Annotated in this window: 27 protein-coding genes; 14 read left to right on the top strand and 13 right to left on the bottom strand. The window is 65.8% G+C overall.

Going from position 1 to position 25,546, the window contains the following annotated elements; translation table 11 throughout:
* Positions 1 to 58 precede the first annotated feature (58 nt).
* Genes IEW02_RS19435 through IEW02_RS19425 form a run of 3 tightly spaced genes read right to left on the bottom strand, consistent with a single transcriptional unit; the run spans position 59 to position 2,798 of the window.
* On the bottom strand, positions 59 to 931 hold the full coding sequence (locus tag IEW02_RS19435) for an ABC transporter permease (protein WP_188546524.1): 873 nt from the start codon (positions 929 to 931) through the stop codon (positions 59 to 61).
* A complete protein-coding gene (locus IEW02_RS19430; protein WP_188546523.1) occupies positions 931 to 1,983 on the bottom strand; it encodes an ABC transporter permease in 1,053 nt (350 codons plus the stop codon). Before IEW02_RS19430 ends, IEW02_RS19435 begins: the two co-directional genes overlap by 1 nt.
* Complete coding sequence (locus IEW02_RS19425; RefSeq protein ID WP_188546522.1) at positions 1,980 to 2,798, bottom strand: ABC transporter ATP-binding protein; 819 nt, start codon at positions 2,796 to 2,798, stop codon at positions 1,980 to 1,982. The genes IEW02_RS19430 and IEW02_RS19425 overlap by 4 nt, the downstream gene beginning before the upstream one ends.
* 371 nt (positions 2,799 to 3,169) lie before the next feature.
* Between IEW02_RS19425 and IEW02_RS19420 the strand changes: the two genes are divergently transcribed.
* From IEW02_RS19420 to ribB, 3 genes are read left to right on the top strand one after another with little or no spacing between them, the layout of a single operon-like run.
* Positions 3,170 to 3,688, top strand: coding sequence for an NADPH-dependent FMN reductase (locus tag IEW02_RS19420; protein WP_188546521.1), 519 nt, complete (start codon positions 3,170 to 3,172; stop codon positions 3,686 to 3,688).
* A complete protein-coding gene (locus tag IEW02_RS19415) occupies positions 3,685 to 4,182 on the top strand; it encodes a flavin reductase family protein (RefSeq protein WP_188546520.1) in 498 nt (165 codons plus the stop codon). The genes IEW02_RS19420 and IEW02_RS19415 overlap by 4 nt, the downstream gene beginning before the upstream one ends.
* Positions 4,182 to 5,399 (top strand): 3,4-dihydroxy-2-butanone-4-phosphate synthase, encoded by a 1,218-nt coding sequence (gene ribB / locus IEW02_RS19410; RefSeq protein WP_188546519.1) that lies wholly within the window; start codon positions 4,182 to 4,184, stop codon positions 5,397 to 5,399. The genes IEW02_RS19415 and ribB overlap by 1 nt, the downstream gene beginning before the upstream one ends.
* 5 nt (positions 5,400 to 5,404) lie before the next feature.
* Here the strand turns inward: ribB and IEW02_RS19405 are convergent, their stop codons facing one another.
* Together IEW02_RS19405 and clpB are read right to left on the bottom strand one after the other, a co-directional pair.
* The gene (locus IEW02_RS19405) at positions 5,405 to 6,163 is read right to left on the bottom strand and encodes an SDR family NAD(P)-dependent oxidoreductase (RefSeq protein WP_229746164.1); all 759 of its coding nucleotides are present in this window, start codon (positions 6,161 to 6,163) and stop codon (positions 5,405 to 5,407) included.
* Positions 6,164 to 6,309: 146 nt separating this feature from the next.
* Complete coding sequence (gene clpB, locus IEW02_RS19400) at positions 6,310 to 8,850, bottom strand: ATP-dependent chaperone ClpB (RefSeq protein ID WP_188546518.1); 2,541 nt, start codon at positions 8,848 to 8,850, stop codon at positions 6,310 to 6,312.
* Positions 8,851 to 9,511: 661 nt separating this feature from the next.
* Between clpB and IEW02_RS19395 the strand changes: the two genes are divergently transcribed.
* A complete protein-coding gene (locus tag IEW02_RS19395; protein WP_188546517.1) occupies positions 9,512 to 10,684 on the top strand; it encodes a globin domain-containing protein in 1,173 nt (390 codons plus the stop codon).
* On the opposite strand, the gene IEW02_RS19390 is transcribed toward IEW02_RS19395, so the two are convergent.
* Genes IEW02_RS19390 through IEW02_RS19370 form a run of 5 tightly spaced genes read right to left on the bottom strand, consistent with a single transcriptional unit; the run spans position 10,681 to position 12,803 of the window.
* Positions 10,681 to 10,944: a DUF2277 domain-containing protein gene (locus IEW02_RS19390; protein WP_188546516.1), complete on the bottom strand. Its 264-nt coding sequence runs from the start codon at positions 10,942 to 10,944 to the stop codon at positions 10,681 to 10,683. The genes IEW02_RS19395 and IEW02_RS19390 overlap by 4 nt on opposite strands.
* Before the next feature lie 29 nt (positions 10,945 to 10,973).
* On the bottom strand, positions 10,974 to 11,255 hold the full coding sequence (locus tag IEW02_RS19385) for a hypothetical protein (protein ID WP_188546515.1): 282 nt from the start codon (positions 11,253 to 11,255) through the stop codon (positions 10,974 to 10,976).
* 18 nt (positions 11,256 to 11,273) lie between these two features.
* The gene (locus tag IEW02_RS25195; protein ID WP_229746163.1) at positions 11,274 to 11,984 is read right to left on the bottom strand and encodes a DUF2637 domain-containing protein; all 711 of its coding nucleotides are present in this window, start codon (positions 11,982 to 11,984) and stop codon (positions 11,274 to 11,276) included.
* Between the two features lie 31 nt (positions 11,985 to 12,015).
* The gene (locus tag IEW02_RS19375) at positions 12,016 to 12,516 is read right to left on the bottom strand and encodes a gluconokinase (RefSeq protein ID WP_188546514.1); all 501 of its coding nucleotides are present in this window, start codon (positions 12,514 to 12,516) and stop codon (positions 12,016 to 12,018) included.
* Positions 12,517 to 12,521: 5 nt separating this feature from the next.
* A complete protein-coding gene (locus tag IEW02_RS19370) occupies positions 12,522 to 12,803 on the bottom strand; it encodes a WhiB family transcriptional regulator (protein WP_188546513.1) in 282 nt (93 codons plus the stop codon).
* A gap of 203 nt (positions 12,804 to 13,006) precedes the next feature.
* Between IEW02_RS19370 and IEW02_RS19365 the strand changes: the two genes are divergently transcribed.
* Both IEW02_RS19365 and otsB read left to right on the top strand, forming a co-directional pair.
* Entirely contained in the window at positions 13,007 to 13,762 is a 756-nt protein-coding gene (locus IEW02_RS19365; RefSeq protein ID WP_188546512.1) for a FadR/GntR family transcriptional regulator, read from the top strand.
* A gap of 35 nt (positions 13,763 to 13,797) precedes the next feature.
* On the top strand, positions 13,798 to 16,347 hold the full coding sequence (otsB, locus tag IEW02_RS19360) for a trehalose-phosphatase (RefSeq protein WP_188546511.1): 2,550 nt from the start codon (positions 13,798 to 13,800) through the stop codon (positions 16,345 to 16,347).
* Here the strand turns inward: otsB and IEW02_RS19355 are convergent.
* Entirely contained in the window at positions 16,344 to 17,426 is a 1,083-nt protein-coding gene (locus IEW02_RS19355; RefSeq protein ID WP_188546510.1) for a LacI family DNA-binding transcriptional regulator, read from the bottom strand. The two genes, otsB and IEW02_RS19355, sit on opposite strands and share 4 nt — an antisense overlap.
* A 99-nt stretch (positions 17,427 to 17,525) precedes the next feature.
* Here IEW02_RS19355 and IEW02_RS19350 point away from each other — a divergent pair, with 99 nt between their 5' ends.
* The 6 genes from IEW02_RS19350 to IEW02_RS19325 all read left to right on the top strand — a co-directional run bounded on the left by IEW02_RS19350 (position 17,526) and on the right by IEW02_RS19325 (position 22,468).
* Positions 17,526 to 18,482, top strand: coding sequence for a metal ABC transporter solute-binding protein, Zn/Mn family (locus IEW02_RS19350; protein WP_371829977.1), 957 nt, complete (start codon positions 17,526 to 17,528; stop codon positions 18,480 to 18,482).
* On the top strand, positions 18,479 to 19,261 hold the full coding sequence (locus IEW02_RS19345) for a metal ABC transporter ATP-binding protein (protein ID WP_188546508.1): 783 nt from the start codon (positions 18,479 to 18,481) through the stop codon (positions 19,259 to 19,261). Before IEW02_RS19350 ends, IEW02_RS19345 begins: the two co-directional genes overlap by 4 nt.
* 4 nt (positions 19,262 to 19,265) lie before the next feature.
* Positions 19,266 to 20,132, top strand: a complete 867-nt coding sequence (locus tag IEW02_RS19340; RefSeq protein WP_188546507.1) for a metal ABC transporter permease — start codon at positions 19,266 to 19,268, stop codon at positions 20,130 to 20,132.
* A 157-nt stretch (positions 20,133 to 20,289) separates the two neighbouring features.
* The gene (locus tag IEW02_RS19335; protein ID WP_229746162.1) at positions 20,290 to 21,048 is read left to right on the top strand and encodes a LamB/YcsF family protein; all 759 of its coding nucleotides are present in this window, start codon (positions 20,290 to 20,292) and stop codon (positions 21,046 to 21,048) included.
* Positions 21,045 to 21,629, top strand: a complete 585-nt coding sequence (locus tag IEW02_RS19330; RefSeq protein WP_188546506.1) for a 5-oxoprolinase subunit B family protein — start codon at positions 21,045 to 21,047, stop codon at positions 21,627 to 21,629. Before IEW02_RS19335 ends, IEW02_RS19330 begins: the two co-directional genes overlap by 4 nt.
* Complete coding sequence (locus tag IEW02_RS19325; protein WP_188546505.1) at positions 21,626 to 22,468, top strand: 5-oxoprolinase subunit C family protein; 843 nt, start codon at positions 21,626 to 21,628, stop codon at positions 22,466 to 22,468. The genes IEW02_RS19330 and IEW02_RS19325 overlap by 4 nt, the downstream gene beginning before the upstream one ends.
* On the opposite strand, the gene IEW02_RS19320 is transcribed toward IEW02_RS19325, so the two are convergent.
* Together IEW02_RS19320 and IEW02_RS19315 are read right to left on the bottom strand one after the other, a co-directional pair.
* Entirely contained in the window at positions 22,449 to 22,973 is a 525-nt protein-coding gene (locus IEW02_RS19320; protein WP_188546504.1) for a dihydrofolate reductase family protein, read from the bottom strand. The genes IEW02_RS19325 and IEW02_RS19320 overlap by 20 nt on opposite strands.
* Positions 22,974 to 23,047: 74 nt before the next feature.
* Positions 23,048 to 23,677 carry an SOUL family heme-binding protein gene (locus IEW02_RS19315; RefSeq protein WP_188546503.1) on the bottom strand — a complete coding sequence of 210 codons (630 nt, stop codon included), beginning with the start codon at positions 23,675 to 23,677 and terminating at the stop codon, positions 23,048 to 23,050.
* A 135-nt stretch (positions 23,678 to 23,812) separates the two neighbouring features.
* On the opposite strand from IEW02_RS19315, the gene IEW02_RS19310 reads away from it, so the two are divergent.
* Together IEW02_RS19310 and IEW02_RS19305 are read left to right on the top strand one after the other, a co-directional pair.
* On the top strand, positions 23,813 to 24,733 hold the full coding sequence (locus tag IEW02_RS19310) for an ABC transporter ATP-binding protein (protein ID WP_188546502.1): 921 nt from the start codon (positions 23,813 to 23,815) through the stop codon (positions 24,731 to 24,733).
* Positions 24,730 to 25,539, top strand: coding sequence for an ABC transporter permease (locus tag IEW02_RS19305; RefSeq protein ID WP_188546501.1), 810 nt, complete (start codon positions 24,730 to 24,732; stop codon positions 25,537 to 25,539). The genes IEW02_RS19310 and IEW02_RS19305 overlap by 4 nt, the downstream gene beginning before the upstream one ends.
* The last annotated feature ends 7 nt before the right edge of the window (positions 25,540 to 25,546 follow it).

Raw genomic sequence — 25,546 nt, 5'->3', positions numbered from 1 at the left:
GTGAGGATGCACGGTCGTGAGAGGGAGGTGAGTGTGGACGGCTCTGTCCGAGGGCCGATCAGTGGGAGCGGCGCGCACCCGTGGTCAGGCGCCGTCCGACCACGGCGACCGAGGCGACGGTGACGCACAGGGCGAATGCGGGAGCCCCTGCGGCCCAGAGCTTTCCGATTGCCGCGTCACCCGCGCCGCGGGTGATCATCGAGCCCCATTCGGGGGTGGGCGGGGGAAGTCCCACGCCGAGGAAGCCGAGCGCGGCGGTCAGGATGACGGTCATGCCGAACACCACCGAGGCGTTCTGCAGGGCCGGAATCGAAGAGTTCGGAAGCACGTGCCGGAAGACCAGCTGTGTCTCGCTGAGCCCGGCCTGACGTGCCGCGTCGAGGTACGCGTCGCCGCGCACTCGGAGCACCTCGGTCCGTACCAGCCTGGCCTGGATCGGCGCGAGGATGACCGAAAGCGTGACGATCATGGTGATCGAGGAGGTACCGAAGAACGAGACGACCACGAGGGCGACGATGACCGTGGGGACCGCTTCGAGCAGGTCGAGGAACCGTGCCGCGCCGCGTGCGGCGAATCCGCCCGCGCCGCGCCCGGCTTCGTTCATCCCGATCGTCAGTCCCACGAGGATGCCGCCGAGCGTCGCGACGACGGTCACCGCCAAGGCGATGAACACGTCGATCCTCGCACCGGCGATGGTGCGCGAGAATACGTCCAGGCCGGTCGAATCCGTCCCGAGCAGAAATTCCCCGCCCGGCGGCAGCGACGGTGCCCCGACCACCTTGGTGGGGTCGAACGGGACGATCCACGGCCCGATCAGGGCGATCGTCAGGATCACCAGGAGCGGAAGGAACATCAGGACGGTCACGATGGAGATCGACCGCCGGGAGGCCGTGCGCGGGGCCCGAGCGGGGGCCGGCGTCAGTACTGCCATCAGGAGTCACTTTCCTTGCGGCCCGGCTTGCGTCGGGGGTCGAGCACCATGTTGATCAGATCGACGAGGAGGAACACCACGAGTGAGATCGCCGCCACCACCAGTAGGAAACCCTGCAGCGCAACAAGATCCGTCGTAGTGACAGCGTCGACGGCGTACCGTCCCATCCCGCCGAGCCCGAAGAGCGTCTCGAGGATCACTGCTCCGCCCAGGAGCGAACCGAACACCAGCCCGAACAGCGACACGGTGGGTGGGAGCGCGCGGCGGTACGCACTGACGTAGACGTACTTTCGTGCCGAGCCGGAGGCGATCTTGAACATGGTCGGCTGCGCCACGAGGCTCGAATCGAGAGCCGTCAGAAGTTGTTTGAGCAGAATCGGGGTTACCGAGACCACGAGGACCGCGATGGGCAGCAGCAGATGCGAGACCATCGACGAGACCACGACGGTGTCGCCGCGAAGCATCGCGTCGAGCAGGGGCAGCGAGGTGATCGGCTCCGGTTCCACGAGGCCGGCCCGCACGCGTCCGGACGGGGCCGGGACCACGCGCAGGGTGGCGTAGAACAGGAAGATGCCCACCACGCCGACGACGAACTCCGGCACGGCTCCCGCGGCTTGGGCGTACCCGCGAATCATTCTGGTGACGAACGACTTCGGCCGTGCGACCACCAGTGCGGACATGACGAACACCGTCAGGATCAAGAACGTGAACGCGATACCGGCCAGTTCGAGTGTGCCGGGCAGCCGTGCGCCGATCTCCGAGGTGACCGGTCGACCGGTCATGATCGCGTTCCCGAGATCGAAGTGCACAAGGTTGGCGAGGTAGGACGTCAGCTGTGTGAACAAGCTGCCGTCGAGGCCGAGTTCGGCCTTCGTCGCCAGGTACTCCGCCTCCGTCGCTTCCGGTCCGACGACCTCGCGAGCAGGATCACCCGGGATGGCCCGGACCAGGAAGAACGCCGCCACCGCGAAGATGAACAGGTGCACCGGAAGTGCGGCCACCCGTCCGAGCCACCACCGGTTTACGCGGACAGCTGCCGAGACTGCGGTCACGACGCGGCCGCCACAGCCAGTTCGTCGACCGACTCGATACCGCGGTAGGCGTCGAGCAGTTCGATGGTGTACGGATCACGCGGACGTTCGACGATCTCGTCGGTGGTGCCCTGCTCGATCACCACGCCGTTGTTCATCACGAGCATGTCGCGGGCGATGAATGCGGTGGCGGGCAGGCCATGCGAGACGAAGACGAGTCCGCAGTGCTCGGTCTCGCAGTAGGACCGCAGCATGTTCAGAATCGCGCCCTGGACGGACACGTCGAGTGCGGACACCACCTCGTCGCACAGCAGGATACGAGGCTTCACGACGAGCGCGCGGGCGATGGAAAAGCGTTGACGCTGCCCACCCGAGACCTCGGACGGGTACCGGTCGGCCAGCGACGGATCGAGTTCGAGCGAGCGCAGTGTCTCGTCCACCCGGGCGTCCGCGGCGACGCCCTCCATACCGAGCAACCGCATCGCCGGCAGACGGACCGCGTCGCGCAGGGTTCGCCGTGGGTCGAACGAAGACGTGGTGTCCTGAGCGACGTACTGCACCTCACGGCGGAAGTCGCGTCGCCCGCCACGGGTGGACAGCATCTGGTGCAGGCCCAACCCGTTGTAGGACACCGTCCCTGTCGACGGTGACAGCAAACCGCACATCATCCGCACCAACGTCGACTTCCCCGACCCGGACTCACCGACGATTCCTATCGCGGAATCCGAGGTCACCGTCAGACCGATGTCGTTCACGGCCGGTACAGCCCGCTGGAAACTTTTTCCCAGGTGTTCCACCACTATCTCGGCATACGCATCGTGCCCAGTTCCTGTCATCACGATCCTCCTGACGCCGATTCGTTTACAGCAAAATTGTTCTGTGTTGGCCGAAGCCTGTCCTGGCTGCGTTACCGAAATTGGCTCATCGCGTAACTGAGGTATTACGCCGCACTCACGTGCAGGTCAGCAGGCTTTCATCGGCGTACAACGCCATTGTGACGATCGTCTCCACTGGCTTTTCGAGCAGAACGCGCGAAATGCGCACAACAATTATTCGGCGTTGAGTGAGCCCCGAGATTCGATTTTCCCAGCGTGGCGCCTATTCGATGCGCGACGAGATCGGCGCAATAGCAGCGTCATACGGCGGTTGCGTCCGCGTCACGGCCATGGAGTTCATTTGTGAGGACCACACACGAGGAAGGTCGTCCATGAAAGTAACTGTTGTCGCGGGTAACCCGAAACCGGAATCCCGCACACTCGACGCCGCACACCGGCTCGCGAACAACCTCACCGAGGGGTCGACCGACGTCCGGACAGAAGAGGTCGACGTCGTCACTCTCGGAGCAGGGTTGCTCGGCTGGGGTGACCCGGGCGTCGCCGCAGCCGTCGAGACCGTCGGATCGTCCGATCTGGTCGTCGTCGCCAGCCCGACGTTCAAAGCCACGTACACCGGTCTGCTGAAACTCTTCCTCGACCAGTTCGCCGGTGGGACGGGCCTGCAGAACGTCGTGGTCGTTCCGTTGATGCTCGGTGCCGGGCCGGCGCACGCCATGGCCCCGGATCTGTTCCTCAAGCACGTGCTCGTCGAACTGGGCGCGACCACCCCTGCACCCGGGCTCTACCTGATCGACTCGTCGTTCACGACGGACTCCGCGATCGCCGACTACACCACCCGATGGGGCGAGACCATCCTCGCTTCGACACGCACCAGAACGGACGTCTCATGACCCTCGCCATCACCGCCTTCGATCAGTCAGTCGTCCGAAAGGCGTTCGGCCAGTTTCCCAGTGGAGTCGTCGCGCTGTGCGCGGAGATCGACGGCGTTCCCGTCGGCATGGCGGCCAGCAGCTTCGTCGGTGTCTCGATCGACCCGCCCCTCGTCGCGTTCTGCGTGCAGAGCACCTCCACCACGTGGCCTCGCCTGGCGGCGTGCACGCGCGTCGGGATCAGCATTCTCGGCGAAGCGCACGACGTTGCCGCTCGCACTCTCGCCCAGAAGACCGGCGACCGATTCGACGGACTGACAACGGTGACCAGTGACGACGGCGCCGTGTTCATCGAAGGTGCCAGCATGTGGCTGGACGCAACGGTCACCGAAGAGGTCCCCGCCGGTGACCACGAGATCGTGCTCATGCGGATCAACGAGCTCGAAATCGTCGACGGTATCGCCCCGATCGTGTTTCACAGCAGCAAGTTCCGTCGACTCGCGATCGATCTCTGATGGCAGCCGTCGAACACGCACTGGATGCGCTGCGCGCCGGCAAGCCGGTGTTCGTCACCGACGCTGCCCATCGGGAGAACGAGGGCGACGTCATCATGGCCGCCGACCGGGCGAGCACCGAATGGGTTGCGTGGACGGTGCGTCACACGTCGGGGCTGCTGTGCGCACCGATGACCGATCAGCGCGCGGACGCCTTGGATCTACCCCCGATGGTCAGCGACAACCAGGATCCGAAGAAGACGGCGTACACCGTGACGGTGGACGCGGCCGACGGCGTCAGCACCGGCATCAGTGCCGCCGACCGAGCACGAACGTTCCACGTCTTGGCCGACCCGACGATGGGAGCGACCGATCTGATTCGGCCAGGGCACGTACTGCCGCTGCGTGCCCGTGCGGGCGGTGTGCTCGAGCGGCCCGGGCACACCGAAGCGGCCGTCGATCTCTGCGCGCTGGCGGGGCTTTCGGCGGTCGGCCTGATCGCCGAGCTCGTGGCCGACGACGGGTCGATGATGAGATTTGCCGACGTCGAGTCGCTCGGTCGACGCATGGAGCTGCCGGTCCTGACCATAGAGCAGTTGGTGAACTACCGACGACTGACCACGCCGACGCCCCTGCAGGAGACGCAGCGGGTCGAGCGAGTCGTCGAGACCGTGCTCGCCACCCCGCACGGCGACTTTCGCATGATCGGCTACCTCGACCGCAGAACCGGCGCCGAGCACGTCGCCCTCGTCTCCGGAGAACCCGGCGACGGTGCGACAGTCCGCGTCCATTCCGAATGTCTGACGGGCGAGTCGTTCGTGTCGCTACGGTGCGAGTGCGGTCCACAACTGACAACCGCACTCGAACGTATTTCTCGTGACGGCGGAGTGCTGGTGTACCTCCGCGGTCACGAGGGCCGGGGAATCGGACTGCTCAAGAAGCTGGCCGCCTACCGCTTGCAGGACCAGGGGTTCGATACGGTGCAGGCGAACCTCGAGCTGCACGAACCCGCGGACGGCCGTGAATACGGCGCTGCCGCAGCGATATTGAAAGACCTCGACATCCCGCGGGTGCGCCTGCTGACCAACAACCCCGACAAGGTTCGCGGCCTCGAGGACGACGGGGTGCAGGTCGCGGCAAGGTTGCCCATCGTCGTCGGTGCCGACGTCGCGAACATTCGCTACCTGCAGACGAAGCGCACGGAGATGGGCCACTACCTACCGGACAAGATGGCCTGACTCGGTCAGCGCAGCGCGTACCCACCGTCGACGAGATAGAACGACCCCGTCATGAAGGACGCGGCGTCGCTGGCCAGGAAGGCCACGAGCCCGGCGACCTCGTCGGGTGTGCCGAGGCGACCCAGCACGTGCGCCTCAGCCAGCGCCGCTTGCGCTTCGCTGGTCAGGTTTGCCTCCAGCAGAGGGGTTTTGATGAAGCCGGGGCCGACCACGTTGACGCGGACCCCGTCCTTGGCGTGCTCGATCGCGGCGTTCTTGGTCAGGCCGAGCAGCGCGTGCTTGGACGTCACGTACGCAGACGAGTTGGCGATGCCGACGCTGCCGAGCACCGACCCCATGTTGACGATCGAACCGCCGCCGTTGGCTGCGATGGCCGGAATCTGCGTCTTGAGGCCGTAGAACACCGAGTTGAGATTGACTTCGATGACCTTGCGCCAGCTGTCGATCGGGTAGTCGGCGACGGCCTCCGACGGGCCACCGATACCGGCGTTGTTGACCGCAATGCGAAGCGGCGCAAGCTTGTTGGCCTCGACCACGCTCTGATCCAGCGCAGCGAGGTCGGTGACATCTCCGGCGAACGCCGCTGCGGCGCCGCCGGCGGCTTCGATCTCCTCGACCACTGCGCGCGCTCGGTCACCGTCGAGGTCGTTGACCAGAACGGCGGCACCACTCTTCGCCAGCTCCAACGCCACCGCACGGCCGATACCTGCGCCGCCACCGGTGACGATCGCGGATCGTCCGTCTACGTCGTACTTCGCCATCATGCACTTCCTTGTTGTGTTGAGCCTTCAACCAGGGAGGTTACTCCGGCTAAGAAGGTGCGCGCGCGGTAAGCGGGTGTTCCATCGGACACAACACAAGTCGGGCGTGAAAAAGAGTGTTGGGGCACTCTTTTTCACGCCCGTGTGCGTCAGCGCAGCTCCAACGCATTCCCGTCCGCCGACGCGGACACCTGCACCGTGTCGCCGTCGACCACCGTGCCGGCGAGCAGCAGCTTCGCCAGCTGGTCGCCGATGGCCTGCTGGATCAACCGGCGCAACGGACGAGCTCCGTAGAGCGGGTCGTAACCACGAACGGCCAACCACGCGCGCGCGTCGTCCGACACATCGAGCGTGAGACGTCGCGTCGCCAAGCGGTTCTGCAGCTGGTCGAGCTGAATGTCGACGATCGACTCGAGCTGAACCTCCGACAGTGGATCGAAGACCACCACGTCGTCGAGGCGGTTCACGAACTCCGGCTTGAACGCGTGACGCACTGCGTCCATGACCTGGTCCTTGGTACCACCGGCACCGAGGTTGGAGGTCAGGATCAGGATCGTGTTGCGAAAGTCGACCGTACGGCCCTGTCCGTCGGTGAGCCGACCTTCGTCGAGAACCGCGAGCAGGATGTCGAACACGTCCGGGTGCGCCTTCTCCACCTCGTCGAACAGCACGACGGTGTACGGCCGACGCCGAACAGCTTCGGTCAGCTGGCCGCCTGCTTCGTAGCCGACGTATCCCGGAGGCGCACCGACCAGGCGAGCGACGGCATGCTTCTCGCTGTACTCGCTCATGTCGATGCGAACCATGGCCCGTTCGTCGTCGAACAGGAAGTGCGCCAACGATTTCGCGAGCTCGGTCTTACCGACACCCGTCGGTCCGAGGAACAGGAACGACCCCGTCGGACGGTTCGGGTCGGCAACACCGGCACGAGCACGCCGCACGGCGTCGGATACGGCTTGCACCGCATCGTTCTGTCCCACAACGCGTTTGCCGAGTTCGTCTTCCATGCGCAGGAGCTTGGCGGTCTCCCCTTCGAGCATGCGGCCCGCGGGAATGCCGGTCCACGCCGACACGACATCGGCGACGTCGTCGGGCCCGACCTCTTCCTTCAGCATCATGTCGCCCTGAGGAATCTCCGTCTTCGCCTGAAGCTCTTTCTCCAGGTTGGGGATTCGGCCATACCGCAGTTCGGCAGCTTTGCCGAGGTCGCCATCACGCTCGGCCCGTTCGGACTCGCCACGCAGCTGTTCGAGCTGCTCCTTGAGATCGCGCACCGAATCGATGGCGTTCTTCTCGTTCTGCCAGCGGGCCGTCAGTTCGGACAGCTTCTCCGACAGGTCTGCGAGCTCGCCGCGCAGCTTCTCGAGGCGCGACTTCGACGCGTCGTCCTTCTCCTTCGCGAGCGCCATCTCCTCGATCTCGAGGCGACGGACGGCACGTTCGACTTCGTCGATCTCGACGGGACGCGAGTCGATCTCCATGCGCAGACGCGACGCGGCTTCGTCGACGAGGTCGATTGCTTTGTCGGGCAGGAACCTCGACGTGATGTAGCGATCGGACAGCGACGCGGCAGAGACGAGCGCGGAGTCGGTGATGCGCACACCGTGGTGCACCTCGTACCGCTCCTTGAGACCGCGCAGAATGCCGACGGTGTCCTCGACGGACGGCTCGCCGACGAGAACCTGCTGGAAGCGACGTTCGAGGGCGGCGTCCTTCTCGATGTACTTGCGGTACTCGTCGAGGGTGGTCGCACCGACCAGGCGGAGCTCGCCGCGGGCCAGCATCGGCTTGATCATGTTGCCGGCGTCCATCGCGGATTCGCCTGTCGCACCGGCACCGACGATGGTGTGGAGCTCGTCGATGAACGTGATGACCTGACCGGCGGAGTTCTTGATGTCGTCGAGCACGGCCTTGAGCCGCTCCTCGAATTCACCGCGATACTTCGCGCCCGCGACCATCGAACCGAGGTCGAGCGAGACCACGGTCTTTCCGCGCAGGCTCTCCGGGACGTCACCGGTCACGATGCGCTGAGCGAGCCCTTCGACGATGGCGGTCTTGCCGACGCCGGGCTCGCCGATGAGCACCGGGTTGTTCTTCGTGCGACGCGACAGTACCTGCACGACGCGGCGAATCTCGGTGTCGCGACCGATGACCGGGTCGAGCTTGCCGGCGCGGGCAGCGTCGGTGAGATTGGTGGAGTACTTCTCCAGCGCTTGGTACGTCGACTCCGGGTCGGGGCTGGTGACGCGAGCACTGCCGCGCACGGTCGCGAACGCCTCACGCAGGGCCACCGGCGTCGCACCGTGCCCGGCGAGCAGTTTGGCGACGTCGGTCGACCCCTCGGAGAGGCCGACGAGCATGTGTTCGGTCGAGACGTACTCGTCGTCGAGTTCGGTCGCCAGTTGCTGAGCAGCGTTGACGACGGCCAGCGCCTCACGGCCGAGTTGCGGCTTGGATGCACCGCCCGTTGCCGTGGGCATGCGATCGACCAGGGTCTGCGCTTCACGCCGCACCACCGACGGGTCGACACCGACCGCCTTCAGCAACGGAGTGGCGATGCCGTCGGATTGATCGAGCAACGCCACGAGTAGATGTGCCGGACGAATGTCCGGGTTGCCGGCCGCCGAAGCAGCCTGCAGGGCAGCACTCAATGCCGCCTGCGTCTTGGTGGTGGGAGAGAACGAGTCCACCGGTCACCTCACTTGGTTCGTGTAACGGTTGTCGATGACTGCAACACTACAACACTTGAGTCTGTTCCACTCAACTTAGTTGAGCGTAGGGTGCGCGGCTCTCCGACTGCTCGGGCCCGCAACCCGCAGCGCCCGAGTCGGTTGTGAAGAAAATGCCGCGCGTATCGCGGCGAAAGCTTCACAACCGTTCGCGCGCCTCCGCGATGGGTCCGCGCCTAGCTCACGACTGCGCACCCTCCCACAATCCGCACCGGTTACAACGTGTGAGAAGTGCTGGAGCATGACCAGTCGAGCGAACCGCGTGGCTCACATCGAGACCGCGCACGATGGTCGAGCAGGTTGTGAAGGAAATGCCGCGCGTACCGCGGCGGAAGCTTCACAACCGACGATCGCGCAACTCGTGGTGATTCGAACCACGACAAGGTCTGCACCTGACTGACGACTGCGCACCTTCACGCAATCCGCACCGGTTACAACGCGCGAGAACTGCTGGAAGCTGAGCAGTCGAGGTGAACCACGGCCAGCGAACGAAAGATAACGATGCGATTCGTGCAGTAGTCACTGATGTGAGAAGCCACTACTGTGATTGGAGTCGGTTCGGTGCCACGGAAGCGGGCAGATCGGAGGCCGACCGGAATCATGCTGGTCTGGAGGTTGCCTGGTGCTCGATGCGCAAGCGATCTCCCTGGTACGCGCCGGCCTGAAGTCCGTTCTCGCCGAGGACGACGGCCCCGAATCCATCGCACGATCCTTCTACGCACACCTCTTCGTCGAGCACCCCGAGTTCCGCGGCTTCTTCCCGGCCGCCATGGATCAGCAACGGCACCGCTTGATTCGCGCACTCGAATACGTGATCGACAACCTCGAGGACGCCACCACGTTCCTGCCGTTCCTCCATCAACTCGGCCGCGACCACCGCAAGCACGGGCTCGACGGCAGACACTTTCTGGCGGCGGAGAACGCTCTCGTCTCGGCGTTCCGGTCGTTCGTCGGAACCGAGGTATGGACCGATTCCGTCGAGGCAGCGTGGCGCACCACCTTCGCCGTCGTCTCCAACTCGATGGCCGCAGGAGCCGACAGTGATCGGATGCCTGCCTACTGGGGGGCCACCGTGGTCGAGCACCGCCTGGCACTCGACGATCTCGCCGTCATCCGAGTGCAGACCGACGGCGTCGTTCCCTACGAACCGGGTCAGTACCTCAGCGTTCAGATTCCGCAGCGCCCACGCATGTGGCGCTATCTGTCTCCCGCCATCCCCACGAACGATCACGGCGGCATCGAGTTCCATGTCCGACGCGTATCCGGCGGCTGGGTGAGCCCGGCCATGGTGTCGGACATCGCGATCGGGGACCGGTGGCTGGTCGGCCCACCGCTGGGCGGACTGAGCGTCGACACGTCGCCGGGCTGCGAGGACGTGCTGATGATCGCCGGCGGCACCGGCCTCGCGCCGCTGCGGTCACAGCTGATGGCGATGGCGATGCGCAGTCGAAATCCGCGCGTCCATCTGTTCGTCAGTGGCCAGTATCCGAGCGACCTCTACGACATCGACACCCTGTGGCACCTCGCGCAGACCAATCCGTGGCTCACCGTCGTCCCGGTGGTCGAGGAGACGGAAGAACCGTGGTGGCGGCCCGGCTCGTCCCGCGATATTCCGCGCGGGCTCAATCACCTGCAGGTCGGCAAGGTGGGTCAGGTGGTCACGCGGTACGGCTCGTGGGCCGACAGGCAGATTCAGATCTGCGGTTCACCGGCGATGGTGCGCAGCACGATGTACGCGTTGCGACTGGTGGGCACACCCGTCGAGCACATTCAGTTCGATCCGATCGGCGGTTAGATACCCAACCGCGCGCGGACTTCGGGTCGGCGCAGCGGCGGCACCGTCGCGGGCGGCTGTTTGCGCGGTGGCAACACCGCCAGCAGGCGCTCGGTACTGGCCGTCACCTCCGCGACCGCCTTCTCGAACGCGTCGCGATTGGCGTCGGACAGGGTGCGCAACCCACTGACCTTGCGCACGTACTGCCGCGCCGCCGCTTCGATCTCTTCGTCCGTCGCTGCGGGCTCGAGTCCTCGCAGTTCGGTGATGTTTCTGCACATGGGTGACCACGGTAATCCCGTGGAGCAGTTCAGGAGCGGCGGACGGGAAACTGCGGATTCTCCGGTTCGCCCACCGACGTGACGCACGTGTAGACGAACGACCCGAGTTCGGCACGATTGTCCGCACTCAGAAGGTCGAGGGGCTCACCGTCACGGTGCTCGCGCCACGCCGCCGTGTACGCCTCGATCGAATCGGTGACGACGTGTTGCATCGACACCTGGCGGTCGAGGTACTTGTCGGCAATCGCATCGACGTTCTCGGCGAGCTGACGACGGAACGGAGTGGACTCGGACTGCGGGGACTCGGACATACTCGAAATCTACCCGCCCTAGGGCGCGTGTACCGGGAACTTCTCTTCCTCGAACCTGAACTCGGACGCGGTAACTCGCTCCACGATCGACTTCGGGACGTCGAGTCGCTGCGCCACGTCCGCCGCGGACAAGCCCAGAGCGTGCAGACGGAGGGTTTCAGCGTGGACGTCCAAGACATCGGCCGGTTCTTCGGGCGTCGGTGGGTCGATCGGTACAGGTAATTGCGTTGCGGCAGGGATGAATTCGGGTACCGGTTCCACGGTGACCGGTTCGGCAGCGACCGGTTCGGCAGCGACCGGTTCGGCAGTTATCTGCCGACCGGGCACCCGCACGAGCACCGCGAGACCGTGGGTCGCGGCCAGCAGACTGACCGGCGCAACGGTCGCCATGGCCGCGGACAGCACCGGCGGAAGGGTGCCCGCCCCGGAGATGAACGCGTGCAACGCATTTGCTGCCACACTGACCGAGGCGGCGACGAACAGCACGCCCCAGAAGAACCGTCGACCACTCGCTTGGTCGGGGTACGACGCCAACGCGATGACGGCGATGGTGGCCTGCAGGATCGTCCCGTCGACGATCACGGGCCACAGCCACGACAGCGATCGCGGGATGCCGGCCATCGTGGCGAGATCCCACAGCGCGGCGAAGCTCAGCACGAACGAGGCGACACCGATGACGGTGGTGATGCAGACGGCGGTGACGAGCACGCTGCGAAGGACTCGGGTCATGACCGCAGATAGTGCACGAGGGCACTGACAACTAATCGGTGATGCGATCGGCGATCTCGCGTGCGATCTCGGCCGCCGGGCGCCCGATGGGAACGGTGAACACCTGCTCGTCGTCCGACGGTGGTTCGAGCGTCGCCAACTGCGAGTCGAGAAGCGAGGCTGGCATGTAGTGGCCTTGGCGACGCATCAGGCGCTTCTCGAGTTCGTCCCGACTCGCTTCGAGATAGACGAAGTGAACGGCGTCGCGCCGCAGCACGTCCCGGTAGCTGCGCTTGAGCGCGGAACAGGTGATCACGCCCGACTCGCCGGCGGCCAGATGATCGTCGATCCACGCAGCGACGCGGTCGAGCCACGGCCAACGGTCCTCGTCCGTGAGGGGAGTGCCATGGGCCATCTTGTCGACGTTCGCGTCGGGATGCAGGTCGTCGCCCTCCTGGAGTTCCCAGTCGAGACGGCCTGCGATGGCGCCGGCGATGGTCGTCTTTCCCGACCCGGACACACCCATGACGACGAGGACAACTGGGGAGCTCATGGCACCTATCCTGTCGCGCGGGTGTCCCAACCCAAGCGCTCGGGTGCCGAGAGGCCGCCCCACACGCCGTACGGCTCGCCTGCTGCGACCGCGTAGTCACGGCATCGCTGCAGCACCGGGCATTGCGCGCAGACTCTCTTGGCTTGCGTCTCACGGTCGGAACGCTTGTTGCCGCGCTCGCCTTCCGGGTGGAAGAAGACTGCGGAGTCCATCCCCCGGCACAGACCGTCCAGCTGCCACTCCCAGGTCGAGGAGACTGGCTCGGGGAGTAGTACGGGTTTCGTCATGACTCTCCTGTTTCTTCGAGACACCCAGGGCGTCGAGACACCCATCGGGGTGTCCTGCACCACGATCTCAAAATTACATGACGAATGGACCAACAAGAAGTTAATCGTAGTATTTAAAACAAGCTCTCGAGACGGGACTCCGGGTAACACCTACCTCCGGACGTTGACGCGAAACCCCGCGCTGTACGTGCAATAGTCGGTGAATGACCAGCGCAGAGCCTGGCCCCGCCCGGCAACTGCATCGCTCGGTCCTCGATGCGCTCGGCACGGATATCGCGTCCGGAGCGATGCCGACCGGCACCGTTCTCAACGCCGACGATCTCGCCGAGCGCTACGGCGTCTCCCGCACGGTCGTACGTGAAGTGGTCCGCGTGCTGGAGTCGGTCGGACTCATCGGTGTCCGCCGCCGCGTGGGGATCACGGTTCAGCCCACCACCGACTGGAACGCCATCGATCCCGACGTCATCCGCTGGCGGCTCACCGGACCCGAACGCTTCGATCAGCTCGCCGCACTGGGCGAAGTTCGTCTGGGTATCGAACCCTTGGCCGCGCGCCTCGCAGCAGGGCGGGCAACTCCCGAACAGTGCGGTGCGTTGACCGCTGCCGTGATCGGAATGTCGTCCACGGCCCGCGCCGCAGACGCCGCGGCCTACCTCGAACACGACTGCAACTTTCACCGAGCCCTGCTCGACGCGTCCGCCAACGTGATGCTGATTTCCATGTCGGCTCTGGTCGTGGAATCTCTCGCCGGCCGCACCCGGTACGACCTCATGCCGACCGTCGCCGATCCCGACGCGATCAGACTTCACGGTCTTGTCGCGTCGGCCGTTCAGATGCGCGATGCCGATGCGGCCGAGACCGCGATGCGGGCGATCGTCACCGAGTCCGTCGACGCGATTGGAGCGCACCGGCCGACCTCCGGCCTTCCCGCCGGCGCGCAGCGAGACGTTCACCGATAACGCGTCAGCCCCCTCCATCACCTAAGTTTGTCCGTGTGAGTCTCGCCGAACTACCGATCGAACTACGTCGCGCCCTGTCCGGTGTGGCACGGATGCCGCGCCTGCTGGTGGCGTCCGACTACGACGGCACCATGGCGCCGATCGTGTCCGACCCGACCAAGGCCTACCCGTTGCCGGAATCCGTTCGCGCACTGCGCGCACTCGCCGGGTTGGACGGAACGGACGCAGCGGTCATTTCGGGCAGAGCGCTGCGTGACCTCGCAATCCTCTCGCGCTTGCCCGTCGAAGTTCAGCTCGTCGGTAGCCATGGGTCGGAGTTCGACGCCGGGTTCGTCACCGGGTTGCCCGACGAAGCGAAGTCACTGCTCGAATCCATCGTCACGGAACTGAAGGACGTCGCATCCCGCGGGGACAAGATCACCGTGGAGGTCAAACCGGCCAGCGTCGCTCTGCACGTGCGCAACGCCGATCCCGACGACGGCACCCGCGCACTCGAGGAGGTGCGCGCCGGCGCTGCATCGTGGCCGGGAGTGCAAGTGACGGAAGGTAAGTCGGTGATCGAGCTTGCCGTGATCGCCACCGACAAGGGACAGGCACTCGACATTCTGCGCCATCAGGGCGGCGCCTCCGCGGCCGTCTTCTTCGGCGACGACGTCACCGACGAGAAGGCGTTCAAGCGTCTGCACGGGCCCGACATCGGCGTCAAAGTGGGCGACGGAGAATCGCTCGCCGGGTACCGCGTGGAGTCACCCGAACTGGTGGCACACGCGCTCGCCTTCCTCTACGAGGAGCGCCGCACCTGGCTCTCCGGAGCCGACGCTCCCCGCATCGAGCGGCTGACCATGCTCGCGAGTCCCCGCTCGGTCGCCCTGCTCACCCCCGAGGCCGGGTTGACGTGGTTCTGTCATCCGGAGCCCGATTCGGCGGCGATCTTCGCGCATCTGCTGGGCGGCAACGAGGCCGGTCACTTCACCATCGGCCCGCGTCGCGACGCGCTCCCGCTCAGCCAGCAGTACCTCGACAGCACCATGACCGTCCAAACGCGGTGGGCAAGCCTGCAGGTCGACGATTACCTCCCGCACGACGTGCCCTCCGGCAGAACGGATTTCACGCGCGTCATCACCGGCAAGGCGAAGGCCGTGATCACCTTCGCCCCCCGGCCCGAGTTCGGTCAGGCGTGGGTGCGGTTGCAGGCCGAGGACGACGGCATCCGCGTCATCGGCACCAACGATCCGATCGTCCTGCGCTCCCCCGGCGTCCAGTGGAACATCGTCGACGAGGGCGGGCAGGACACGGCTCACGCCGAGGTCGACCCGTCCGACGGGCCGATCCTTCTCGAACTTCGTTGCGGCAGTTCCGATCTCGGGCCGTCGGAGGTTCCCGAGCCGGATCGTCGCGCGCAGGCCGAGGCCTACTGGCACGACTGGGCGCACGATCTCGTTCTGCCGCAACTGAAACCGGACCTCATGAAGCGGTCCGCGCTCACGCTGCGCGGTCTCGTGCACGCCGATTCCGGGTCGATCATGGCCGCCGCCACCACCTCGCTTCCGGAGGAGATCGGCAGCGTCCGCAACTGGGACTACCGGTACTGCTGGCTTCGCGACGCCGCACTGACCGCGTCGGCGCTCGTGGCCCTCGGGTCGTTGACCGAGGCCGAGAACTACCTGCAGTGGGTGCACGACGTGCTCGAGACCGTCCCCGGTCCCGAACGACTGCACCCCCTGTACACCCTGTGGGGACAAAGCCTTCCGCCCGAAGCGGTCATCGATTCGTTGCCCGGATACGCCGGGTCGCGGCCTGTCCGCGTGGGTAACGCAGCCAACCAGCAGGTGCAGCTCGACGTGTTCGGACCGATCGTCGACCTGATCTCCACGCTTGCCCACGCCCGGCGCGACAAGGGAATCGACGACGCGCTCACCGACGCCGACTGGAACCTGGTGTGCTCCATGGTCGAAGCCGTCGAACGTCGGTGGTCCGAGCCCGATCACGGCATCTGGGAGATCCGCGGCAATCCCCGCCATCACGTCTACTCGAAGGTGATGTGCTGGCTGACGGTGGACCGCGCGATCGTTCTCGCCGACACCTTCGGTCGCGAAGCACAGTTGGGATGGAGCACCCTGCGCGACGTCATCCGCACGCAGGTTCTCGCGAAGGGCTGGAGCGAGGAGGCGCAGTCCTTCACCGCGGCGTACGACGGCACCGATCTGGATGCGTCGACCCTGCACATCGGGTTGTCCGGTCTGATCGACCCGAGCGATCCTCGCTTCGCCGCGACGGTCACCGCCACCGAAGCCGAACTTCGCAGCGGCGCAACGGTGTATCGCTACCACCACGACGACGGACTGCCGGGCGGCGAAGGCGGGTTCCACCTCTGTGCCGCATGGCTCGTCGAGGCGTATCTGCTGATCGACCAACGACTTCCGGCCGAAGCGCTGTTCACGCAGCTCGTCGCGGCGGCGGGCCCGACGGGTCTGCTCAGCGAGGAGTACGACCCCGTTGCCGAACGCTCGCTGGGTAATCACCCGCAGGCGTACAGCCACCTCGGCCTGCTGCGGTGCGCAAGCCTGTTGGCCCCGAAGAGTTAGCGCACCCGGCCGAGTGTGCTGCCCGTCAGCACCTCGGTCGGCAACAGCTCGGTGCTGTCGAAACCGGAGTGCGACGCGTTCAGCACCAGCTCTCCCGCTCGTCGGCCCTTGTCCAACACGGGCTGCCGAACGGTGGTGAGTCCGGCGCGGATGGCGGCGTCGACTCCGTCGAACCCGGTGACGGAGAGATCACCCGGGACCGACAGAGACTGCGCACGTGCGTAGTCCAGTGCTCCCAGAGCGATGACGTCCGACGAACAGATCAGCGCGGTCAGCCCCGGGTCGACACGGAGAGCCTCGGCCGCGGCGGAGGCCCCGGCTTCCCGGCTGTGGTCGAACCGCTCGACGACGAGGAAGTCGGGCCCTCGACCGTGGGCGATCATCGCGTCCCGCACACCCGCGATGCGCTCTCGCTGTACGTGAAACTGCAACTGCCGCATGCGATCTGCGTCGACCACCCCGTCGTTACGATCGCGCCGCACACGCATGCACAGCATGGCGACGCGTCGATGGCCTTGCTGCAGAACGCGTTCCGCCAACTCGCGCATCGCGCGTCGGTCGTCGATGCCCACCAGAGAGGTGCCGTCGAGCTCGCGCGGTTGGTCGCAGACGACCGTCGGGAGGTGACGCTCGCGCACCGCGGTGAGGTGGGGGTCGTCGTCGGCCACGGAGTAGACGACGAACGCGTCGACCCCGGCCTGTTGGACCACCGCCGCTGCCTCCGTCGGGGACGACGCCGGCCCCGCCGGGATGAGCAGGAGCCCGCGGCCCGCCGATTCGCACGACTCCGCGAGTCCGGTGAGAAAGCCGACCGCGGCGGGGTCTCGGAAGGAGTAGCTCAGAGCTTCGGTGAGCACCAGACCGACCGCGCCGGCGCGCCGTGTGCGCAACGACCGTGCCACCGGGTCGGGCCCGGCGTATCCGCGGCTCTTCGCGGCCATGAGAACGCGTTCGCGCAGTTCGGGGGACAGCTGGTCGGGCCGGTTGTAGGCGTTGGACACGGTGGTGCGGGAGACACCCAGCTCCGACGCGAGTGAGGCCAGCGTGGCGACTCGGCGCGGTTCCCGAGACCTCGACATAGGGAAACGGTAATGGTTGCGGCTGGTTTTCGTGGAACGTGCCTCCTGTGTCAGAATGAAATGGAAACGGTTACCAATATCAACTCAGGAGATCTCTCGGTGAACAAGCTCGTCAGTGGCGTCGTCCTGTCCGCAACCGTGGCGCTGGCGCTGGCCGGCTGCAGTTCGTCGGACGCACCGGCGTCGAGCGGCGGCGTGAACGTGGTGGCCTCCACCAACGTCTGGGGCAGCGTCGCGCAGGCCGTGGTCGGAGACAAGGGCACGGTGACGTCGATCATCGCGGACCCGTCCGCCGACCCCCATTCGTACGAGGCCAGCCCGTCGGACTCCGCCAAGGTCTCCGAGGCGTCGCTCGTCGTCTACAACGGCGGCGGATACGACCAGTTCATCTCCGACATCCTCGACGCGGGTGCGGACAAGCCGTCCGTCGACGCGTTCTCCCAGCTCGACGCGGACCACTCGGGCCACGACCACTCCGACGAGCCGGCCACCACGGACGCCGCCGACTCGCATGCCGGACACGACCACACCGGCGTCAACGAGCACGTCTGGTACGACCCCGAGGTCGCCGCAGCCACCGCGGAAGCCATCGCCGCCGAACTCGGTAAGATCGACCCCGACAACGCAGCCACCTACACGGCCAACGCCGAGACGTTCCACGACCAGATCCACGACATCACCGACGTGACGGCACGGATCGCCGCGGAGCACCCCGACGCACCGGTGGCCCAGACCGAGCCGATCGCCCACTACCTGCTGGAAGGTGCACAGTCGATGGACCTCACCCCGGCAGACTTCGAAGACGCCATCGAAGAGGGCAACGATCCGTCGCCCGCCTCCATCGCTGCAGCACGAGACCTGTTCACCGGCAAGCAGGTTCGTGCACTCGTCTACAACACGCAGACCGAGGACTCGGTGACGCAGAACATCCGCACCGTCGCCGAGCAGAACGACGTCCCCGTCGTCGAGGTCACCGAAACCCTTCCCGAGGGCATGACCTACGTCCAGTGGCAGACCAAGGCCGCCGAGGACCTCGAAGCAGCGCTCGCGAAGTGAGCGGTGTCGAACTGCGCAGTGCATCGCTGAAGTTCGGGGACCGCACCCTCTGGTCGGACCTCGATCTCACCGTCGCACCGGGTGAGTTCGTCGCCGTGCTCGGACCCAACGGGTCCGGTAAGACCTCGTTGCTCAAAGTGCTTCTCGGGCAGAACCAGCTGACGTCGGGAACGGCCACCCTCGGCGGCAAGCCTGGCTACATCCCGCAGCAGAAGGCGATCGACGAAGGCGTTCCGCTGCGCGGCCGCGATTTCGTCGGCCTCGGGTGGGACGGGCACCGCTGGGGTATCGGCTTCCGAGAGCGCAAGAACCGCCGCGCCGCAGTCGATCTCGCGATCGATTCGGTGGGCGCATCCGCGTTCGCCGACGATCCACTCGGCCGCATGTCCGGCGGCGAGCAGCAGCGACTTCGGGTGGCGCAGGCGCTGGTCGGCGACCCCGACGTGTTGCTGTGCGACGAGCCGCTCCTCAGCCTCGACCTCGCCAACCAGCAGGTGGTGGCGCATCTGATCGACCGCCGCCGTCGAACCCACAGCACCTCCGTCGTGTTCGTCACGCACGAGATCAACCCGATCCTGCCCGTCGTCGATCGGATCGTCTACCTCGTCGACGGCAAGTTCCGCATCGGCACCACGGACGAGGTCATGACGTCCGCAGTGCTGTCCGAGCTGTACAACACCGACGTCGAGGTCCTGCGCGTACGAGGCCGACTCGTCGTGATCGGTACGGGCGACGCCATGGACGCGCTCGGCAGTTCGCACCACGCGGGGACGGAGTAGAGACATGGACAAAGTTCTCGACGCGCTCTCGAAAGCCCTCGACTTCGGTACCACCGCAGACCTTCTGCAGTACGACTTCGTGCAGCAGGCCCTCATCGCCGCTGCCGTTCTCGGGGTGATCGCCGGAATCCTGGGACCGCTCATCGTCAGCCGCCAGTGGTCCTTCGCCGTACACGGGTCGTCCGAGCTGTCGCTGACCGGTGCGTCGGCAGCACTGTTGGTGGGACTGACCGTCGGCATCGGCGCGATACTCGGGTCCGTCGTCGCCGCCATCCTGTTCGCCCTGCTCGGTCGTCGTGCGCGCGAACGCGATTCGGTCATCGGCGTCATCATGAGCTTCGGTCTCGGTTTGTCCGTGCTTTTCCTGTGGGCCTATCCCGGTCGGACCGGGACTTCGTTCTCCTTGCTCGTCGGCCAGATCGTCGGCGTCGGATCGACCGGTCTGGGTCTGCTCCTCGCGGTCGCGGCGGTGGTGCTGGTGGTGCTGCTCGTCGTCTACCGACCGCTGCTGTTCGCGTCGACCGACCCCGAAGGCGCTGAAGCGCGCGGGGTTCCGATGCGGCTGCTGTCCACCGTGTTCGCCGTGCTGGTCGGCGTCGCGTGTGCGATCGGCGTGCAGATCGTCGGCGCACTGCTGGTGCTCTCGCTCCTCATCACTCCGGCCGCCGCAGCCGCCCGCGTGACCGCCAATCCGGTCAAGGCGACGGTGCTGTCGGTCGTGTTCGCGGAGGTCGCTGCCGTAGGCGGCATCCTGTTGTCGCTGGCGCCGGGGGTTCCGGTGTCGACGTTCGTCACCACGATCTCGTTCGTCATCTACCTGGTGTGCCGCGTTATCGGGCGGCGGCCGCGGAAGGTGGCTGCGGGGGTCTGAGGTTTGTTGCGAGTTCGCGTCTCGGGCCCCGCGGTTGTGAAGCTTTTACCGCGGGCAGCGCGGGAAATACTTCACAACCGATTCTGACCTACCGCCAGCAGTCGGCAACACTCTCTGGAGCGTCTGTCAGTGCCGAAGTTGTGGCAAAGTGCCTTCCGTGAGCATCGACCTCAACAGCGATCTCGGCGAAGGCTTCGGTACCTGGACCCTCGGCGACGACGACGCCATGCTCGAGCTCGTCACCAGCGCCAACGTGGCGTGCGGGTTCCACGCCGGGGATCCTGCGCATCTACTGCAGACCTGCCGAGCCGCTGTGGCTAACGGAGTACGAATCGGCGCCCAGGTCGGCTACCGCGACCTCGCCGGCTTCGGTCGGCGCTTCATCGACATGACTCCCGAGGATCTGTTCGCGGACGTCGTCTATCAGATCGGGGCACTGGACGGCCTGGCCCAAACCGTCGGATCCGCGGTCACGTACGTCAAACCACATGGGGCGCTGTACAACACGATCGTTCACCACGAGAAGCAGGCCAAGGCCGTGGTCGACGCGGTGGTGGCTTACGACCCGACGCTGCCGGTCCTCGGACTGCCCGGCTCGGTGTTCCTGTCGCTGGCGGCCGACGCCGGATTGCGGACGGTCACAGAAGCGTTCGCCGATCGCGGGTACACACCGGAGGGCACGCTGGTGTCGCGACGTGAGCCGGGTGCTCTGCTGTCGGATCCCGCGATCGTGGCCGAACGCGTCCTCCGGCTGGTCGAACGCGCTGAGATCGTCGCCGTCGACGGAACCGTCGTGACCGTCGACGCGGAATCGGTGTGTCTGCACGGGGATGCACCGTCGGCAGTCGAGATGGCCCGCGCAGTGCGATCGCTGCTGACCGAACGCAACATCTCGATTGCCCCGTTCGTGTCATGAACATCCTGCCGATGGGCGACCAGGCGTTGCTGGTCGAAACCGATTCGGTGGCAGAGTCGTTCGCCGGTTGGTCCGCCTCTCTCCTACCGGGTGTGATCGAACTGGTGCCCGCCGCGGCCACCGTTCTGGTCCGATTCGACGGCGTACCGGCTTCTCGGGTAGTGCAGTGGCTACACGACACCGACCCCATCGCGGTCTCGTCGTCCAACCAAGAGTTGGTCGAGATCGATGTTCGCTACGACGGCCCCGATCTCGAAAGCGTCTCTGCTCTATTGGGTCTGGACGTAGTTCGACATCACACAGAGCAGGTGTGGACGGTGGCGTTCTGCGGCTTCTCCCCCGGCTTCGGGTACCTCGTCGGCGACGGTTCCTTGACCGTGCCCAGGCTCGAATCTCCTCGTACGTCGGTCCCCGCCGGATCCGTCGGCTTGGCCGGTGAGTATTCGGGTGTGTATCCGTCGGCGTCTCCGGGTGGGTGGCAGATCATCGGGTCCACCGACGCCGTCCTGTGGGACATCCGACGTGCGTCCCCCGCTCTGCTGACACCCGGCACTCGCGTGCAGTTTCGGAGCGTGACGTGAGTTGGCTGCAGATCACCGCCACCGGACCGCTGACGACCGTCCAGGATCGGGGGCGTCCGGGCTGGGCGTCGGTCGGTGTCGGGCAGTCGGGCGCGGCGGACCTCCCCTCCCACGATGCGGCGAACAGGTTGGTGGGCAACACGATCGGCGCCGCCACCCTGGAGGTAACGCTGGGCGGACTCGTGTTCCGACCCCACGGTGACATCTATCTGGCGGTCACCGGGGCGCCGGCTCGGGCGAGCGTCGACGGAGTACCGATGGGACACGGCACCTCTCAGGCCGTCCAGTCGGGTGCCACGGTGTCCCTCGAGTACGCGGAGTCAGGACTGCGGACGTACGTCGCCGTACGCGGAGGTGTTTCTGTCGCACCGGTTCTCGGCAGTCGATCGACGGACTCACTGTCAGGGATCGGACCGTCGCGCGTGCAGGCGGGGGACGCGCTGCCGGTCGGTCGGGACGTCGACAAGTGGCCGTCTGTGGACGTCAATCCCTATGATGTGCAACTCGGTTCGCTGCTGCACGTTGTCCTCGGCCCCCGCGCCGACTGGTTCACCGACACCGCGCAGTTGTTCGATCAGGAGTGGACCGTCGGCACCGATTCAGACCGGGTGGGGATGAAACTAGAGGGCCGACCCCTGTCACGACGGTCCGGTGAACTCGCCAGCGAGGGCATGGTGACCGGGGCATTGCAGGTGCCGCCGTCGGGACAGCCTGTTCTTTTTCTCGCCGATCATCCGGTGACGGGTGGCTACCCGGTGATCGGGGTCGTCGTGTCGGGCGACATACCGCGTGCGGCACAATACGTTCCAGGGCACACGTTCACATTCTCGAGGTCGTAGCGTATTCCGCGCACACGAAGTTGCCGTTCCGAGCAACGTCGACCAATTCGAAGTCGAAGCGTCGGGGGAACAGTGGCCGTCCCGCGCCGAGCGTCACGGGTGCAATGTAGACGATCATGCGATCGAGGTGGCCGGCCTCGGCGAACTGCGCGGCCAGGTCGCCCCCGCCCACGATCCAGACGTCCTTCTCCCCGGCCGACGCTGCGACATCCGGCCAGAGTGTCGCCACATCGCCCTGCACGAACCGGATGTCGTGATCGGTCGAGGGGAACGCCCGGTGCGTCACGATCCACGCCGGCATCTCGTACGGCCAGTTGTCGTCGTGGTCGAGCAGCCACTGGTACGTGGTGGCGCCCATGACGATGGCGCCGACACCGTCGATGAACTGGGCGTAGTTCATCGGGCCGTTCGGGTCCTGCTCCTGATGGAAAAGCCAGTCGAGGGAATCGTTCTCGTCGGCGAGGAAGCCGTCGAGAGTCACGGCGGTGTAATAGGTGACGGTCATGGGCGGTTTGTACCATTCCCGCTCCGACTCAGGGGCATCTTCGGTCGAACCGTCGGCGTGAGGGTGCTTCCGAGTCAGGCCTCGACGGGTACGGCAACCTCGTTGCGTCGGCGGAACGGCACCGTCCACGGCGGGTCGTAGAACCACGAAGTCGGCTCACCCAGTACGTCGATTCCGTTGGCCTGCAACACGTCCAACAACTCGGCCGACTGTGCGTCCACTGCGCTGCGGCCACGGTCGCCGGTGAACCGGATGACGGCCACCGTCTCGGCGGGGACATCCACCAACCGAACCCGGTCGTCGTTCGGCGTTGGAAGAGTGGCCATGGTCCACTTCGACGGCATGAAGAAACGGATGACCCACCCGTCGGCGCTCCCGGAGCGCGACACCGGCGCGGTCATGGCAATTTTCTGGCCTTCTGTCGACGTCTGCCCCACGGGTGCGGTCATGGCGATCTTTCCGCCACCCTGGTTGCCTCCGAAGATGTACCCCGCCAGGATTCGGAAGCCCTCGTTGCGGGCCTTGTCCTCGTCACCCTCGACGGTGGTTTCGGCCGCGATCCGTGGCTCGTAGCGACGAATCTCGACCGTGTCGGTCAACGCCGTGCTGGTGTGCGGCGGTTCCTCGGTCCCCACGCGCACCCCCACGATTCCCAGAACCGACTCGGCCACCTGCGTCACGACGGTCTTCAGTCTGCTGATCATATTCCCAACGTACGCGCCGAAGATGACACTTTGCACCCCGAAATCGACGAATGCGCACCCCGCCCGCGACGGAATCGCTCTACCCGCGTGACCCTGCCGAATTTAACGTCGTCCTCATCCACGGAGAGGAACCAGATGACCACCACATCGCACGCACCGGTCGTTCAACTGTCGAACGTGAGCAAGAAGTACGACGACTACCTGGCGGTCGACGACGTGTCGTTCACCGTTCGCTCGGGCACCGTGCTCGCCCTGCTCGGTACGAACGGCGCCGGCAAGACCACCACGATCGACATCGCCACCGGAATGATGCACCCGACGGCCGGTTCAGTTCGTTTGTTCGGCGAGGACCCGCACACCGACCGGGCGCAGGTGGCCGATCGCATCGGAATCATGTTGCAGGACGCCGGATTCTTCGACGGACTGACCGTCGGCGAGACCATCGACGCGTGGCGCCGCTTCACACCGCGAGCTCGACACCGCGACGAGGCCGTCGAAATGGTCTCCCTGCACAGACAACTCGGCACCACCGTGGGTCGGTTGTCCGGCGGCGAGCGTCGACGCCTCGATCTGGCGTTGGCTCTGCTCGGAACACCTGACCTGCTATTCCTCGACGAACCGACCACCGGGCTGGACCCAGCGGCCCGCCACCAGACCTGGGAGCTGTTGTCCGCCATGGTGGATGACGGCCTGACCGTAGTCCTGACAACGCATTACATGGAGGAGGCCGAGCGTCTGGCCGACGAGATCGCCATCATCGACAACGGGCGCATCGTGCGACTAGGACCTCTCGCCGACTTCACCACCGGATGCTCGACTCGCATCGATCTGAGCCTGCGCTGCGCCGACGACGCACAGCGCCTTGCCCTCGCGGCAGGTTCGAACGCCACCGTCGACGGCGGCCGAATTTCTCTCACGACGGCCGATCCCCAACCCGCCTTGCTCGACCTGCTCCGGTGGGCACAGAGCGCGGGACTCGAGTTCGAATCCATCAGGGTTGGTGCGTCCACGCTCGAACAGTCGTTCCTCGACACGATCACGGAGGTTGCGCGATGAACTGGTTGACGTACACCCGCGGCCAACTATTACTCAGCCAGCAGGTGTTCTGGAAGCGTCTCGGAGTGGCGCTCGTCGGCACACTCCTCCCGCTCGGGTTCGGCGTGTTCGGTTCCCTGAACGCGCGGGGCCGCACGTCCGTCGAAGGCATACCGGGCGAGGAGTTCATGCTGACCGGGTTCGTCGGATTCGCCCTGTTCTTCGTGATGTACAACCTGGTCAACTCGACCACGTCCCGCCGTGATGCACTGGTGTACAAACGGTTACGGTCCACTTCTCTACCCGACAGCGCGATCTTCGCCGGTGAGGCCACGAGTGCGTCGGTCCCATCCTTGGCTGTCGTCGCGGTACTGATCGGATACGGGATCGTCTATCTGAAGCTGCCTGCACCCGCCGACGCACCGTTGCTTCTGCTCGGAATCGTCCTGGCCGCAGCCGCGTTCGCACTGCTGGCCATCGCCCTGTCCGGCATTCTCCCCAGCGCGGAGATGTCGATGTGGATCATCACGCCCATCATGGTGGTGCTGCTGATGCTGTCCGGCATCATGATTCCTCTCTCCGAGATGCCGACGGCGCTTGCACAGTTCAGCCAGTTCACCCCGCTGACGGCCACGGTACAGATCATCCGAACCGCCTGGACCGGCCAGAACTTCGGTTCCATCATCGGTGCGGGAGCACACCCTGCCGTCGGATTCGTATCCGCGTTCCGTGAGTGCAGTGGGCCTGTCGGTATTCTCGTCGGATGGTCGGCACTTTCGATTGCACTGGGTCGCCGGTTGTTCCGGTGGGACCCCCGACGACGGTGACGAGGTC

Source organism: Rhodococcoides trifolii (assembly GCF_014635345.1).
Lineage (GTDB): Bacteria > Actinomycetota > Actinomycetes > Mycobacteriales > Mycobacteriaceae > Rhodococcoides > Rhodococcoides trifolii.
Note: the sequence above shows the minus strand (reverse complement) of the source record. Positions and strands in the feature narration are given on the sequence as shown.